14 protein-coding genes are annotated in these 14,597 nt (G+C 59.7%); 13 read left to right on the top strand and 1 reads right to left on the bottom strand.

Annotated features, from left to right (window positions below; genetic code table 11):
* From QHC67_RS01145 to QHC67_RS01090, 12 genes are all read left to right on the top strand, one after another.
* Window positions 1-281: transposase (locus QHC67_RS01145; protein WP_319290030.1), on the top strand; the 281-nt coding region annotated here is incomplete at its 5' end.
* A 227-nt stretch (window positions 282-508) separates the two neighbouring features.
* Window positions 509-2,116 carry an alpha-amylase family glycosyl hydrolase gene (locus QHC67_RS01140; RefSeq protein ID WP_319290063.1) on the top strand — a complete coding sequence of 536 codons (1,608 nt, stop codon included), beginning with the start codon at window positions 509-511 and terminating at the stop codon, window positions 2,114-2,116.
* Window position 2,117: 1 nt separating this feature from the next.
* Window positions 2,118-3,128 (top strand): glycosyltransferase family 4 protein, encoded by a 1,011-nt coding sequence (locus QHC67_RS01135; protein ID WP_319290028.1) that lies wholly within the window; start codon window positions 2,118-2,120, stop codon window positions 3,126-3,128.
* Between the two features lie 187 nt (window positions 3,129-3,315).
* Window positions 3,316-3,525: a hypothetical protein gene (locus QHC67_RS01130; RefSeq protein ID WP_319290027.1), complete on the top strand. Its 210-nt coding sequence runs from the start codon at window positions 3,316-3,318 to the stop codon at window positions 3,523-3,525.
* Window positions 3,526-3,874: 349 nt separating this feature from the next.
* Window positions 3,875-4,600: a Crp/Fnr family transcriptional regulator gene (locus QHC67_RS01125; protein WP_319290025.1), complete on the top strand. Its 726-nt coding sequence runs from the start codon at window positions 3,875-3,877 to the stop codon at window positions 4,598-4,600.
* Between the two features lie 440 nt (window positions 4,601-5,040).
* Window positions 5,041-5,550: a DUF6644 family protein gene (locus QHC67_RS01120; RefSeq protein ID WP_319290023.1), complete on the top strand. Its 510-nt coding sequence runs from the start codon at window positions 5,041-5,043 to the stop codon at window positions 5,548-5,550.
* Window positions 5,547-6,380, top strand: coding sequence for a DUF6644 family protein (locus tag QHC67_RS01115; protein WP_319290021.1), 834 nt, complete (start codon window positions 5,547-5,549; stop codon window positions 6,378-6,380). Before QHC67_RS01120 ends, QHC67_RS01115 begins: the two co-directional genes overlap by 4 nt.
* A gap of 191 nt (window positions 6,381-6,571) precedes the next feature.
* Entirely contained in the window at window positions 6,572-7,897 is a 1,326-nt protein-coding gene (locus QHC67_RS01110; RefSeq protein WP_319290019.1) for an SMP-30/gluconolactonase/LRE family protein, read from the top strand.
* A 38-nt stretch (window positions 7,898-7,935) separates the two neighbouring features.
* Window positions 7,936-10,377: a TonB-dependent receptor gene (locus QHC67_RS01105; RefSeq protein ID WP_319290017.1), complete on the top strand. Its 2,442-nt coding sequence runs from the start codon at window positions 7,936-7,938 to the stop codon at window positions 10,375-10,377.
* A gap of 9 nt (window positions 10,378-10,386) precedes the next feature.
* Window positions 10,387-10,824, top strand: a complete 438-nt coding sequence (locus tag QHC67_RS01100) for a DUF6152 family protein (RefSeq protein WP_319290015.1) — start codon at window positions 10,387-10,389, stop codon at window positions 10,822-10,824.
* Between the two features lies 1 nt (window position 10,825).
* Window positions 10,826-11,632, top strand: a complete 807-nt coding sequence (locus QHC67_RS01095) for a hypothetical protein (protein ID WP_319290013.1) — start codon at window positions 10,826-10,828, stop codon at window positions 11,630-11,632.
* Window positions 11,629-12,642, top strand: coding sequence for a hypothetical protein (locus QHC67_RS01090; RefSeq protein WP_319290011.1), 1,014 nt, complete (start codon window positions 11,629-11,631; stop codon window positions 12,640-12,642). The genes QHC67_RS01095 and QHC67_RS01090 overlap by 4 nt, the downstream gene beginning before the upstream one ends.
* An 83-nt stretch (window positions 12,643-12,725) precedes the next feature.
* On the opposite strand, the gene QHC67_RS01085 is transcribed toward QHC67_RS01090, so the two are convergent.
* Window positions 12,726-13,202 carry a hypothetical protein gene (locus QHC67_RS01085; RefSeq protein WP_319290009.1) on the bottom strand — a complete coding sequence of 159 codons (477 nt, stop codon included), beginning with the start codon at window positions 13,200-13,202 and terminating at the stop codon, window positions 12,726-12,728.
* A gap of 335 nt (window positions 13,203-13,537) precedes the next feature.
* On the opposite strand from QHC67_RS01085, the gene QHC67_RS01080 reads away from it, so the two are divergent.
* Window positions 13,538-14,596 (top strand): LysR substrate-binding domain-containing protein, encoded by a 1,059-nt coding sequence (locus QHC67_RS01080; protein WP_319290007.1) that lies wholly within the window; start codon window positions 13,538-13,540, stop codon window positions 14,594-14,596.
* Window position 14,597 lies beyond the last annotated feature (1 nt).

Genomic DNA, 14,597 nt, shown 5'->3' with positions numbered 1-14,597 from the left:
CGCTCTACATCACCCCGGCCTCGCCATGGGAGAACGGCTACAACGAGAGCTTCAATGGGTCGCTTCGTGACGAGCTGCTCAATGGCGAGATCTTCTACAGCCTCGCCGAGGCAAAAGTGCTGATCGAAGCCTGGCGGCGGCACTACAACACGATCCGCCCCCACAGCAGCCTCGGCTACCGACCGCCGGCTCCGGAAACGGCTTCTCCGCCATTACCGCCCTCCGGTTCCGCTTCGCTCCACCTCCAGGCGGCAATGGCAACGGAGGCGATAATGCACTAACAATCAGCACGGACCACTCAGTGGGGGCCGGTCAACGTCTTCATCCCCCGGCGGCTCTTCGCTCTGTCGGGTTAGGCATTAGATACAACACCCCGGCGTACACGGAAAGAGGACTCACCCAAGCCGCAGAATAAAGCTAGGCGTCGACCCGGGCAGTACATCAAGGGCGGCTCGGTGTAGGAGACAACCATAGTCGCCTCATTCGGAGTTCAATACTTATGCCTTCGATGCCAGTTCAACTCGAGCAGTCGGCCACCCCATGGTGGGAAAGTGGTGTGATTTATCAAATCTATCCAAGGTCGTTTCAGGACAGCGATGGAGATGGCGTGGGCGACCTTGCCGGCATCGAATCGCGGCTCGATCATGTCGTTAGGCTCGGAGTGGACGCCGTGTGGCTATCGCCGATATTTCCCTCGCCGATGGCCGACTTCGGGTACGATGTTGCCGACTATTGTGCCATCGACCCGATGTTCGGCGATCTGGATGCCTTCGACCGCCTGCTTGCCGCCGCTCATGCGCGAGGTTTGAAGCTCATCCTGGATTTCGTGCCAAACCACAGCTCCGATCAGCACCCCTGGTTCATCGCAAGTCGCTCCTCCCGCACCGATCCAAAGCGCGACTGGTACATATGGCGAGATGCGGCACCGGATGGCGGACCACCCAACAACTGGATCAGCGACTTTGGCGGGTCTGCCTGGGAATGGGATGAGGCGACCGGACAATATTATCTGCATGCCTTCCTGAAGGAACAGCCCGACCTCAACTGGCGCAATCCGGATCTTCGAGCGGCGATGATGGATGTCTTGCGCTTCTGGCTGGACCGCGGTGTCGACGGCTTTCGCATCGACGTGTTGTGGCATATCGTGAAGGCGGAAGGCCTGCCCGACAATCCGCCAAATCCGGACTGGACACCCGCCCGGACCGAGCGCGACCGCGTACTTCAGCGCAATTCAACTGACCAGCCCGAGGCGCATGCCATTGCTGCTGAGATGCGCGACCTGGCTGACAGCTATGGGGATCGCGTTTTGATAGGCGAGATCTTCCTGCCCAACGATCGCCATGCGCGCTGGTACGGAACGGCCGAACGCCCGGAAGTGCATCTGCCTTTCAATTTCCAGCTCATCGAGAATGATTGGGACGCCGCGCGGCTGGCTAGCGTGATCGCGGAATATGAAGCGTCCCTGCCGGTATCGGGTTGGCCCAACTGGGTCATTGGCAGCCATGACGCGCCGCGCATAGCCGCAAGGATCGGCGAGGCGCAGGCACGCGTTGCCGCGATGCTGCTTCTTACCCTGCGCGGCACGCCTACGCTCTATCAAGGCGACGAGATCGGGATCGGGAAAGTGGATATTCCGCCCGACCGCATTCGTGATCCCCAGCATCTGCGCCAGCCATCGCTCGATATCGGCCGTGACCGATCACGCACCCCAATGCCTTGGGATGCCTCTGCCAATGCGGGGTTCAGCACGGGTGAACCCTGGCTGCCGATCAATACCGACTGGATGGACCGCAACGTTGCCGCGCAGGCGACCGATCCCGAATCCATGCTGACGCTCTATCGCAGGCTCCTTGCCTTACGCCGAAGTACGCCAGCCCTTACCATTGGCAGCTATGCTGCAGCCGAAGCGGACCGCGATGTTCTTGCTTACGAACGAGCGCATGACGGCGACCGGCTGCTGATCGCGCTCAACCTCGCAGCAGGGGCGCGACAGTTAATGCTTCCATCCCGCACCGAGGTAGTAGAAGTGCTCTCTTCCACACTTAGCCCACGCCTGTTCGACGGCACGCTGCTCGGCGACGAGGGGCTGGTGTTGCGCCTGAAGGATATCGCCTGACGTGAAGATTGCCATGCTCGCGCCGATCGCCTGGCGCACGCCGCCACGCCATTATGGCCCATGGGAACTTGTCACCAGCATGCTGACGGAAGCGCTCGTCGCCCGAGGCATCGATGTCACCCTGTTCGCAACGCGCGACAGCATCACGACGGCGAAGCTCGACGCTGTCGTCCCTGCACCGTATTCGGAAGATCCATCGGTCGATGCGAAGGTCTGGGAGTTCCGGCATCTTGCAAACTTGTTCGGGCAGGCGGGCCGCTTCGACCTCATCCACAATCAGGCCGATTTCCCTGCGCACGCTTTTGCCGGGCTGGTCGACACACCGATAGTCACCACCATCCACGGTTTTTCATCCGACCGCATCCTGCCCATGTATGTGCCGTTCCAGGATTGCGTGCATTATGTCGCGATCAGCGCCGCCGACCGCCATCCGGCGCTATGCTATGCCGCTACCATCCACCATGGCATCCCGTTCGACACGTTCCGGTTTAACGCAGAGGGCAGCGACGACCTGCTGTTCTTCGGACGCATCCATCCTGACAAGGGTGCGAGGGAAGCAATTGCCGCTACACGTGCTTCGGGGCGGTCGCTCGACCTTTACGGCATCGTGCAGGATCAGGGCTATTATGAGCGGGAAATCGCACCTGAGGTCGACGGCGCCCTCATCCGCTACCACGGCGCCATTGGCGGCGAAGCACGTTTGCGCGCTTTGGGATCGGCGCGCGCGCTTCTGCATCTCATCAACTTCGACGAGCCGTTCGGTCTTTCCGTAATCGAGGCCATGGCGTCAGGTACGCCTGTCATCGCGACGCGCCGGGGATCGATGCCTGAACTGATCGAGCACGGCGTCACCGGTTTTCTGGTCGACAATCCAGGGGAGGTACATGCAGCGATCGAGCGAGTAAGCGAGATAGACCGGGCCGTCGTGCGCCAGGTAGTCGCGGACCGCTTTACGATCGATCATATGGCGGACGCCTACATCGGCTTATACCGGCAGATACTCGGGCGGTGATCACGACGATGCCGTGCGAGCAGGCCCCTGGCGGTTGCTAAAAACCGCCCCATGCATTATATGCAGTATAAGCCCGCGGTTACGTCAGCGACCGCGCATCTGGCGGCTTTCCTCGGAACTGGCTGTGCAATCCCCTCGCAGATAGGCTGCGCAACATAGGGTCCGTCTGGGTCCACCGGAGAACGTAATGTCCAAACACCCCGTCCGCCCTTTCCTTGTCAGCAAAGACGAGAGTGGTCTTTTCCGCCTGACGGTCCGGGAAACGCGCTACAACTCGCAGGGCTACCCGCTGGTCACCGCAACATTGCAAGCCGAAACGTTTAAAACGGCGTCAGCTGCCAAGGTTCATGCCAGGGACCATTTCGGGGCGGAAGTCGGCGATTACGCCGCGAAATAGGGGACCGCGCGCTTTTCCGCTGCCTTCTTTTGGCGAAACAGCGGTCGTAAAGACTGGAAGGCCAAGATCAGCTTTTCAGAGTCAGACATCGGCCATCCTGATAGCTGAGCTAAAATGCAATGGACCCTTGGCCGACACGTGGATCAGGCCGTAAGCGATTTCAGCGATCAAGCTGCGAGCGACTGGCTACGCTGATATATATGAACAAAGATCCACTCTCAGAGAGGACTTGCGTTGAAGTGACTAGGGCGATGTGCCCATTTGATTGTATAGACTTCGCCAGCACGAAAGAGAAAAGCCTGGGCCCGTCGCGCCTCGGCTTCAACTTCGGTGCCGTTCGGGGGTGTACATGGTGTTTGATAAGTTCCTGCTGGGGCGTCGTCGCGATCAGCTGAGCGAAGGGGATATCCAGGCGCTAGAACATGAGGCAGGCCCGGTCAGGAAGCTGCCGCCTCGCAGCATGCTGGTACGCGAAGGCGATCCTGTTTCGGTGAGCACCTATCTCATCGAGGGCTTCATGTGTCGCTATAAAGACGATCGGGAAGGCCAAAGGCAGATCGTCGCGGTGCACGTTCCGGGCGACTTCGTCGACCTCCACGCCTATCCGCTAAAACGGCTCGACCATGATGTTGCAACGCTGACGACGTGCCGGGTCGCCCAGATACCTCATGCGCGGCTCGATGACATCATGGCGCAGCGCCCCAGCATGGCCAAACTTCTATGGTTCAGTACGCTGCTCGATGCGGCAATGCACCGTGAGTGGATCTTTCGGCTCGGCCGCCTTAATGCCCTTTGCCGCCTTGGGCATTTCTTCTGCGAGCTCGAGAGCAAGCTGCGTGTGGTGGGGCTTAGTGATGGATGCAAGTTCGAATTGCCGATGACGCAGACAGACCTGGCCGAAGCCTGTGGCATTACGGCGGTTCACGTCAACCGCATGGCGCGGGAACTGCGCGAACGGGGGATGCTGCGCACACAAGGCAACCAGGTCGAAATTCTGGATCGCGAGGCGCTTTATCGCCTTAGCGAGTTCGATCCTGCCTATCTCTTCATCAGTAGCACCGGTGCGGAACACTGATCGTTCTGCCTCGGTGCGATATGCCTCGGTTAGGACATGAGCGGCGGCGGAATGCCGCCCCATCTACGGTCGTGCGTCTTCGGAACAAATCCATTCTTGTTCGGCAGATGCAAGTTTTTCGAGCTTCAGGCACAGCTCTCATCTCGGCCTGATGACACTCACTCTCCGGCTTAGCACGAAGCATCAGATTGTTATGCCATATGCTTCGTTTATTGTCTTCGCAGATCAGTTAGTGGTGCGGCGCCTTCAATTTCCTTCTGCCGTTTCGGCTGGAGCGGGCACTCCTCCAGCCCTGTCCAATCGCTCTGCCGAGGCAACGCATGATCTCACGTTTTTTTGCCTATCTGCAGTATCAGTTCGGCGCAGAACTGGATGGCGCGGGTCGCGCCGTAAGTGATACGTCCTGGAGCGCGCAGCTTCAGGGTTCCGAACAGCTGTGGATGCTGCTGGAAGGCACGCATGTTGTGACCCTGATGCTGTTCGCCGGGTCCATCCTGTTTGTCGATCTGCGCCTTTTGGGCGTGCTTTTGCCCAACCGTCCAGTTTCCAAGGTGGCCGACAGTATCTTGCCTTATACGGTCGGGGGTTTCCTCGTGATGCTGCTGACCGGTACCGCGCTGTTTTTCGCCAATCCTTTCGAATATTATCACAACGTGATCTTCCGCGTGAAGCTAGTCTTTGTCGTTGCCGCCGCGATAAACATCTTCATCTTCCACTTTCGCGTGCAGGCCAATCGTGGCGCCTGGGATGATGCGCAAAGGCCACCGGCCAAAGTGCGATTCGCCGCAGGCACCTCCATTGCATTGTGGGTCGCGGTGATCGTGGCCGGCCGTTGCATGGCCTACGACTGGTTTTCCTGCGACATGGCTTCCGGCTTCGTCGCGGCCGCTGAACAGTGCCAGGAGCGCACCGCGACACTCGCCGCAATCGAACCGGGCCTTGCACAATGACTATTAATTTCGCCAACCTGCTCCCCACCCTTCAGCCCGCGCTGGAGAGCGTTGCACGTATACCGATCGTTCATTATCTGAACGAAACGATCTGGATCTTTGCGGCCATTGAGACCGGGCATCTGCTTTTGCTCACGATCCTGGGAGGCGCCGTGCTGATCCTCAATCTGCGCGTACTGAACCTCGTACTCACCGACGTCCCGGTCGAGGAAGTGGAACGCACCACGCGCAGCTGGTATCGGTTCGGCGCTGCCGGAGCAATCGTAACCGGCGTCATAATGGGCATCACGACCGCTCGCACGCTGCTGCCGAACGGCGCGTTCTTCATCAAGATGGTGGCGCTCATCGCAGCGATCATCCTCAGCCATGTCGTCGCCCGGCAGGTGCGCGGTTCGCGTGCACTGGAGAGTAGAAGCGGCAAGGCAGCCATCCTTGCAGGTTTCGCGATCTGGCTCGCCGCGATGTTCCTGTTCGCCACGACGGCCAGGGTCAATCCGGGCAGTATTCTGATCGCACTCGCTGGAGCAGCACTGCTCTCCGTGGCAACACAACGCCGGCATCGGCCCGCAATCATTGCCGCTTCGGCGCTCGCACTGAGCGGGTGGTATGTTTCGCTCGATGCCTTGGTGGGGCAGAGCCATGGCATCGGCATCGCCCTGACCAGCACTGGCCTCGTTGCCGCCGCATCTTTCCCGACCTACTCCATGGACGGAAGAGATACAGATAAAAGCATTCTTGGAAAAGAAGCGCTTCAAAGGTTGACTGCATTCGTTTCAACTCTCGCATGGATCACGGTAGCAGCCGCAGGACGATGGATCGGATTCTCCTGATAAAACCATCAGTAAAGATAATGTTTACTGGTGCAAATGATATTCATCAGCGTCGTTTCTACTAAGAGCTTACGCATTTCTAGCATATTTCCGGATCTCATATCCTAATTACATTTCGTTAGTTCATGACGCTCCCTGCGCCACATATCAGCCTGCTTACTGCGGCTAAGGCCAGCAAAGAGGGGCAACACATGATTATCTATAAAACTCAGTATGCGTATCGGTCGCGCCTTCGCACGCGACTGCTTGCCACCGCGTTGGCGGCAGTCTTCGCCGGACCGGGCGTCACCGCACAGACCGCGACGCCAGCGATAGCAGCGCGCTCCGAGGGAACAGCGCCCGCCCTCGACCGTGCCCAGCTAGACGCATTGCTGACGGCGCCGGACAAAGTGCTCTTCATCGACGTACGCCGCGCCGAGGAGATCTCCGCCATCGGCAGTTTCCCGGTGTTCCTCAACATACAGGCGTCCGAACTCGACCGTTTCTTGCCGTTTATCCCGAAGGACAGGCAGATCGTGACGCTTTCCAACCATGCCGGTCGCGCGAAGAAAGCCGCGGCCTATCTGACGGCACACGGCTTCACCGTAGCGGGTGCCGCAGGCGTTCAGGATTATGCAAAACAGGGCGGGTTCCTCTACGGCCAGAAGATCGTGACGCCCGCGATCACTGGCGTTGTCGCCGCCGACACGCGGGTCGAGGTGATCCGTGAAGGGTTTGAGGGGACCGAAGGTCCAGTAGCGCTCAAGGATGGGGCCATCCTGTTCACCGAAAATCGTGCCGACCGCATCGTGAAGATCGCGCCGGATAACAGCATCAGCACGTATCTGGAGAAAACGGGCGGAGCCAATGCGCTCGCTGTCGATGCCAAAGGTGCCCTCCTGGCGGTGCAGACCGCGCCGCCGGGCATCGCTGTCCTTCAACCGAAACCAAAGCTACTCGCCTCGGCCTATGCAGGAAAACTCCTCAATCGCCCCAACGACCTTGCGGTGTCGAAGGGCGGGAACATCTATTTCTCGGATCCCGGCGCAGCGCCGCAGGCAGGCGTCACGCCGCCAAAGGCTGCCCTTTACTGGCTTGATCCGAAGGGCAAGGTTACCCTTATCGCGGATGACATCCGACGCCCCAACGGCGTTGCGCTCAGCCCTGACGAGAAAACGCTCTATGTCGCCAACACCGCCGGAGAAGCGCTGATCGCCTTCACCATCCGGGCTAACGGAAGTGTGGCGGAGCGTCGGGATTTCGTGAAGCTCGCCGGGTTCAAGGACACGCCTAACGGCCCCAGCAGCGGCGCGGATGGCATTGTCGTGGATGCCGAGGGCCGCGTCTACGTGGCGAGCAGTGCAGGCATTCAGATATTCTCTCCCGCCGGTGAGGCACTGGGCATCATCGCACTGCCCAAAGCCCCGCAAAACCTGGCATTTGGCGGCCCTGACCACGCACATCTCTACGCCGTCGGCCGTGGCAGCGTCTATCGGATCGCCACCCTGACGCACGGTGTCGCGCGGCCGGGCAAGTAAGCCCCGCATTCCTCACGCCATTCAGAAACGAGTTCATCATGTTCAGTATCACGCCACCAGGGCATGCCCCTTCGCGCGTCAAATCCAGGCGTTTGTCCTGGCTAGTAGCAAGCCTCCTACTGTCCTGCGCCCCCACGGCCTACGCCCAAGCGCCCGCCGATGCGGCTCTCGATGCTGCAGCGGAAGCGGACGCCGGTGGCATCGTCGTCACGGCCCGTAACCGGGAAGAGGATATCAACGATGTGCCAATCCCGATCTCCGTGCTGAGCGGCGAGACGCTAGCCCAGCAACGCGTCTTCAACATCGCCGATCTTGCCCAGCGCGCGCCGGGGCTGACGGCGACCAGCCCCAATGCGCGCCGTACCGGCGTTTCCCTGCGCGGCATCGGCAAGACGAGCGGCAATGACAATATGGAAGCGGCCGTCGGCACTATCGTGGACGACGTGTTCCTCGGCCATGTCGGTATGACCTACCAGGATTTCACGGACCTGCAGCAAGTTGAAGTTCTGCGCGGCCCGCAGGGCACCTTGCTCGGCAAGAACACCTCGCTCGGCGTAATCAAATATACCAGCAAGGCACCCTCCTTCACACCCGAAGGCAGCTTCGACATAGAGGGCGGCCTTTCCACGCCGTCAGTGAAGGTTCGTGGCTCATACTCCAGTGCCCTGATCGATGACGTTCTCGCCTTTCGCGCCTCCTTCTTCTACGATCGGCAACAGGGCGACATCTCCAACGTCAACCCTTCGCGGGGCCGCCATTGGCATGAGCGTAACCGTTGGGGTGGCCGCTTTCAGCTCCTGTATAAGCCGACAGAAACACTATCGGTAAAGCTGAACGTCGACGGGGCGGAGACGAACGAGAACAGCAACACCAAGCCGTTCATGGTCGATCCCACGACTTTGAACGATGGATCGGTGCGTGGCACCACATACACGACGCGGCTCAGCCGCGGCTATTTCGGCGGATATACGCCGATCATCGGGTCGTGGACCAAAATCGACATTGATCAGGCGCTGCCGCTCATCACTCGCAATTATGGTGCGTCAGTCGTCGCGACCTGGGATGCGGGCCCCCTGGAGATCAAATCGATCTCTGCGATCCGCAAGCTGCATTTCGACGCCAATAACGATAGCGAGCAGACCCGCTTTGCAATCAATCGCGGCGGCACGCTGGTCGATACCGAGCAACTCTCTCAGGAATTCCGGGTCTCGGGCGACGTCGGGTCCGCCATCAAATATCAGGGTGGCGTCTATCTGTACCGGATTGCGACGGAGACGACGAGCCGCACTCTCTTCGGCACGGACGCTGGCGCATTCTATGCCACGAACGCCCAGTATCAAGCCTTGAACAACCCAGCGGGGTTCATCCTGTTGCAAAATTCGCTTCGGAATGTCCGGTCGACGACATACCAGAAGCCCATCTCCACGAGTCAGGCGGTCTTCGCCCAGATCGACTGGAACCCCATAGACATACTCACGATCACCGGAGGCCTGCGCTACACGCGGGAGCAAAAGCGCAGCAGAACGAGCAAAGCCGCCGCCTTCGCCGACGGTGCGGCGCTTGTTTCCACCGGCAGTGCCCCGGCCGACGCCATCCGCAATGGTCAGCTCGGCAACAGCTATACTGACGTGATCGGCGATCCGATCCACGATGACTCGATTGCATGGCTTATCAACCCGAGCCTCAAGATCACCGACACTTTCCTGTTCTATGGTTCGGCAAGCGGAGGCGGCAAATCTGGCGCAGTGGCGTTCGGCAATGACGGTTCACGCCGCAACATTGCGCCGGAGAAAACGACGGATTTCGAGCTTGGGATAAAGGGCGCGTTCTTCCATGACGTGCTGTCACTTAGCCTCAACCTTTATCACACGAAAGTTCGTGATTATCAGGCGACGACCAACGTGCCCGACGCCACCTCATCGACCGGCTTCAGTTCCGTTCTGGGCAATATTCCGGGCATCAGGGCCAGAGGCGTGGAATGGGAAGGCGCCCTGCGTCCGCTTCAGGGTGTCACGTTCACCTTTGGCGGCGCCTATAACGACGCCAAATATACGGACTGGTCGAACGCCACCTGCCCGCGTTCCTTCCCGGCAAGCGTCGCTTCCTGCAACAATAGCGGCAAGCAGATCGTGGGTGCGCCGCGCTGGACGGTGAATCTTGGCGCTGACTTCGAGCGCGAACTGGGGAATTCGGGCGTGACGCTGCACCTGTTTGCCAACGACGTGTACCGCTCGTCGCATAACCTCGAACAATTGCTATCGCCCTATGGCTTTCAGAAGGCTTATCATCTGACCGACGCCGGCATCGGCTTCGGAGCGCCGATCAAGGGAGTCGAGACGGAACTCAGCATCGTTGCCAAGAACCTGTTCAACACCTTCTACACCACCAGCATCAACGATTTCAGCAACAACGCCCCGGTCGGCTACGACGGCATTGGGCCGCGGCGTTACATCGGCGCGCTCCTGCGCGCCAAGTTCTGAGAGGTCCTCATGCAAACAGGCACGTCATTTAAAATTCGCATCAGCGCCCTCGCCTGCGGTGTGGGCCTCGCTCTGCTGGCCGCTCCAACGGCCAGTGTCGCCCACCATGCCTTCGCTGCGGAGTTCGACGCCGCAAAGCCGGTCGCCATCCAGGGCACGGTGACGAAGGCGCGGTTCGTCAATCCGCACAGCTGGATCTATATCGACGTGAAGAACAAGGACGGCTCTGTCACCAACTGGGGCTTCGAATTCGGCACGCCAAGCGGATTGCGGGCCAATGGGCTTTCCAAGGATCAGGTAGCTCCCGGCACTCCCATCCGCGTCAACGGCTTCCGCGCGAAAAATGGGGGCCCGTTCGGCTATGCGACAGCGCTGACATTCCAGAACGGTCGCAAGGTGCAGACGGGCAGCGCTCCCGATGCCCCTACCAGACCGGCGGGGAACTGACATGATCCATAGCTTCGTAGCCCAGTTCAGGGGCGCAGCGGTTGCAGCCGTTGCGGCGCTGGCGCTGCTCGCCGGGACCGCCGACACCAAGGCCGCATCCGCTCGACAACCTGACGCGATCCCGCGCCTGGCGTCGGGCAAACCTGATTTCTCCGGCATATGGCAGACGCTGAGCGAGGCGGATTACGATCTGGAGCCGCATGCGGGCAGACGCGATGCCCCTCCGGGGCCGGGCGTTATCGAAGGCGGCACAATCCCCTACAAGACAGAGGCGCTGGCGCAGCGTAAGCGCAATTTCGACGCGCGCGCCAAGGATGACCCACGCCTGAAATGTTGGGTGCTTGGCGTGCCGCGAAGTGTTGCTTATCAGGCCCCTTTCCAGATCTTCGAACGTGACCGGGATCTTACGCTTGTCCACCAGTTCGGCCACCAGGTGCGAACCATCTTCACCAACGGGACCGGGCACCAGCAGGACACCGAAGACGGCTATTATCTGGGCGACTCCCGCGGTCGTTGGGAAGGCGACACGCTCGTCGTCGATGTAACGGGATTCAACGAGGAAACCTGGCTCGATCGGTCCGGCAATTATCACAGCGACGCACTGCATGTGACCGAACGCTGGAGCTTCGTCGACAAGGACACCATTTCCTATCGCGCCACGATTGAAGATCCGAAAGTTTTCACGCGCCCCTGGACCATCGAATTCCTGTTGAATCGGCGTCGCGACAAGGGTTTCCAGCTCATCGAAGACTATTGCTACACGCTCGAATACGAGGCGGCCTATCCGCACAAGGAAGTCAAGCCATGATACGCTGCATTGCCCTGATCGCAGTCGCCGCCTCCGCCGCGGCTTCCGTCCCCCTCACCGCCCAGACCACGTCCGAAACCGCAACGCAGCAGACCGCTAATCCGATTGGGCAGACGCCAGCGGCAGGTAATGGCAATACCATTCGCTGGAGCAAGGTAGTGCCCGCAATCGCATCGGGAGCCTGGGCAGGAAAAACGTTGCCCGACGGACAACCCGACGTGAACGGTTTCTTTTCGAACACCATCTCCAATCACAGCAACTTCACTGACCCGCAGGCGGGACCGCCGGGTGAGCCATCGGCGGCGGCCAAGCTACCGCGCCACCAGCGGGCGCCCAGCCGCGTGTCTGATCCGGCCGACGGGCAGATCCCCTATCTGCTCGGAGCCCGCGCCCTACAGGAGGATTTTGCCCGGAACTTCCCGAACCCGGACAAGCCGCGCTACATCGAGCCGCTGGCGCGTTGCGCTCCGGCGGGCGTGCCCAAATCATTCATGTGGCACGGGTTCGAGTTGCGGCAATATCCAGGATACGTGCTGTTCCTCTTCGATTCAGGCACACGCGTCATCCATCTCGACGATAGTCCACATCTCAGTCCCACCATCAAGCTGTGGAATGGAGACTCTCGCGGCCATTGGGAGGGGAACACTCTGGTCGTCGATGTGACCAACAATAATGGCAAGCCGTTGTTCGGGCGCTTTGGGGACTTCATGAGCGAAAATGCGACCGTCAAGGAACGATACATTTTCAACCATGACGGCAGCGGCTTCAACTACGTCGCCACGTTCACGGATCCCACGGTATATTCCCGACCGTGGACCGCCACCATTCCGGTGCGCCGCTATACGGAAGCGGACGCGCCTGACGGTTGGCACTATGACGTAAAAGTTGCGAACCGCCCCGACCAGTCTCCTCTTCACGAGAAAGTCGAGCGCGTATGCGTGGAGAATAATGGCCCCTTTGGCGGCGGCGCTGTAGGCGTGCCATCCGACGGAGCCGTCATCGCACGCTGACGTGGAGCCATAGAAAAGACAAGGCGGCCTTCGTTTATAGGGGCCGCCTTTCTTCGTTATTCCAGGATCGGGAATATGGGCGATCACGAAGAGGGCGGCGGCGCCTCCAGCTCGGGTGCAAAGGTCAAATGGCAAGAGACGCATTGAGTGTTGATGTCCTCGCCGGCCCTTTCCAAAGCGCGGAAATCCTTTCGCTCCGCGGCATCAGCGCCGGCGGCGGCCGCCGCACGGAAGCCAGCGACATGGCTCGCCCAACGCTTGTCGTCGATCCGATAGGTGGGGCTTTCCAGCGCCTGGGCAAGCTGCGCTAATGTGAGCGCATCGCTTTCGGCATTTTCCCATTCCTCATCGGAGTTGGGCTGCCCGGAGTGTTCGCCTTTCTCGTCGATCAGCAGCGCCGTCCATTGCCAAAGCTGTTCGGCGTTGCGCTGCATGACATGGCCCATGAACTCCTTCAGCGGCAAAGGCTCGCTCGGCGCCACTGCCTGCTCCTGTGCCATTGCCGCTAACCCACTGGCTAGTCCCGCAGCAGCCGCGACGTAGAAAATCGTCCTTCGCATTAATAGCTCCCAAAAGAACATGACAGTCGCAGCTACGCCCTTCGTATTCAGCGCTCTCAATGAACCACGCTCTCCTAGAAGCTGGCGATGCGGGTAAACCAATCATGTCGCGATTAGATATTCTGCGGCGAGCTAAAGAAGAGCTGCTTTGCAGGAACTCTCTACCAACTAAATAGAGAATTCAGCTACCCTTCGAAGGATGCCGCAGCGAACAAGCACATCAAGGGGGACAGCATGCAATTCGCTCGGTCAAGATCCGTTGCCGTCGTTATAGCTGGCCAGCGCGGCTCACGCCTGCGCGGCATAATCGTCGTCTCCAGCGCCAGACTCAGATCATGAATTTCCAGCAACTGAAGTATGTGCGGGCAGCGATCCAGAACAACCTGAACCTGACTGAAGTCGCAAACCATTTATTCACGTCGCAGTCCGGCGTCAGCAAACAGATCAAGGAACTGGAATCAGAGCTGAAGATCGATATATTCGTCCGACGTGGCAAGCGTCTCGTCAGTCTGACCAAAGCGGGAGAGAATGCGGCACTGGTTATCGACAAGCTGCTGAACGAGGCCGACAACCTCAAGCGCCTGTCCCAACAGTTCGCGCATGAAAACAAGGGCCGCCTGATAGTTGCCGCCACCCACAATCAGGCGACTTATGTCCTGCCTGCCATTCTGGTCCGATTCCGCGAGCAATTCCCTGAAGTAGAAGTCGAGCTGCGACAGGGCACGCCCCGCTATGTGGTGGACATGCTGCTGCGCGGAGAGGCCGACCTTGGCGTCGCAACGGAGGCGATAGACGAGTTCGGAGACCTGGAGGCCTATCCCTGCTTTACATGGGAACATGTCGCGATCGTTCCTGCCGATCATCCCCTGGCAACCATGGCAGAACCAACTCTGGCGGACATTGCCGGCTATCCGATCATCACCTATAATCCGGAATTTACGGGCCGTTCGCAAATCAACAGCGTGTTTGAGGAAGCAGGGCTTGAACCGGACATCCGGCTGACCGCGATGGATGCCGACGTCATCAAGACTTATGTCCGTTTGGGCATGGGCATCGGGATCGTGGCGCAAATGGCGGTGGACAATGGAGCAACTGACTCGCTGGTCTCCCTGCCCGGTTCCAATCGCTTCTTCCGAAGCAACACGACGAAGATCGCGGCGCTCAAGAACTCGCTACTCCGCAATTACGCCTATCAGCTTATCGCCATGTTAGCGCCGCATATCGATCCGTCCCGATTGACTGGAGAAAGGCCGCAACGTTCGACCGAACGCCTGGCGCCCCTGCTCCCATTCGACCAGCGCCCGGATCTACATTTCGGCCAGTCGTTACCCCGCACGCCGCACCATAGCGATGCTCCTGACACCGCAGTCTTGCCTTCCCTCCACAAAAGGTGAC

It is taken from the genome of Sphingobium sp. (genome assembly GCF_033795625.1).
Taxonomy (GTDB): domain Bacteria; phylum Pseudomonadota; class Alphaproteobacteria; order Sphingomonadales; family Sphingomonadaceae; genus Sphingobium.
This window is presented reverse-complemented; position numbering and strand designations above follow the sequence as displayed.

Excerpts from the sequence above, each read along its gene's own strand:
- QHC67_RS01140 (WP_319290063.1), top strand. The coding sequence starts at position 509 with ATGCCAGTTCAACTCGAGCAGTCGGCCACCCCATGGTGGGAAAGTGGT.
- QHC67_RS01130 (WP_319290027.1), top strand. The coding sequence starts at position 3,316 with ATGTCCAAACACCCCGTCCGCCCTTTCCTTGTCAGCAAAGACGAGAGT.
- QHC67_RS01125 (WP_319290025.1), top strand. The coding sequence starts at position 3,875 with ATGGTGTTTGATAAGTTCCTGCTGGGGCGTCGTCGCGATCAGCTGAGC.
- QHC67_RS01120 (WP_319290023.1), top strand. The coding sequence starts at position 5,041 with ATGCTGCTGGAAGGCACGCATGTTGTGACCCTGATGCTGTTCGCCGGG.
- QHC67_RS01115 (WP_319290021.1), top strand. The coding sequence starts at position 5,547 with ATGACTATTAATTTCGCCAACCTGCTCCCCACCCTTCAGCCCGCGCTG.
- QHC67_RS01110 (WP_319290019.1), top strand. The coding sequence starts at position 6,572 with ATGATTATCTATAAAACTCAGTATGCGTATCGGTCGCGCCTTCGCACG.
- QHC67_RS01105 (WP_319290017.1), top strand. The coding sequence starts at position 7,936 with ATGTTCAGTATCACGCCACCAGGGCATGCCCCTTCGCGCGTCAAATCC.
- QHC67_RS01100 (WP_319290015.1), top strand. The coding sequence starts at position 10,387 with ATGCAAACAGGCACGTCATTTAAAATTCGCATCAGCGCCCTCGCCTGC.
- QHC67_RS01095 (WP_319290013.1), top strand. The coding sequence starts at position 10,826 with ATGATCCATAGCTTCGTAGCCCAGTTCAGGGGCGCAGCGGTTGCAGCC.
- QHC67_RS01090 (WP_319290011.1), top strand. The coding sequence starts at position 11,629 with ATGATACGCTGCATTGCCCTGATCGCAGTCGCCGCCTCCGCCGCGGCT.
- QHC67_RS01085 (WP_319290009.1), bottom strand. The coding sequence starts at position 13,202 with ATGCGAAGGACGATTTTCTACGTCGCGGCTGCTGCGGGACTAGCCAGT.
- QHC67_RS01080 (WP_319290007.1), top strand. The coding sequence starts at position 13,538 with ATGAATTTCCAGCAACTGAAGTATGTGCGGGCAGCGATCCAGAACAAC.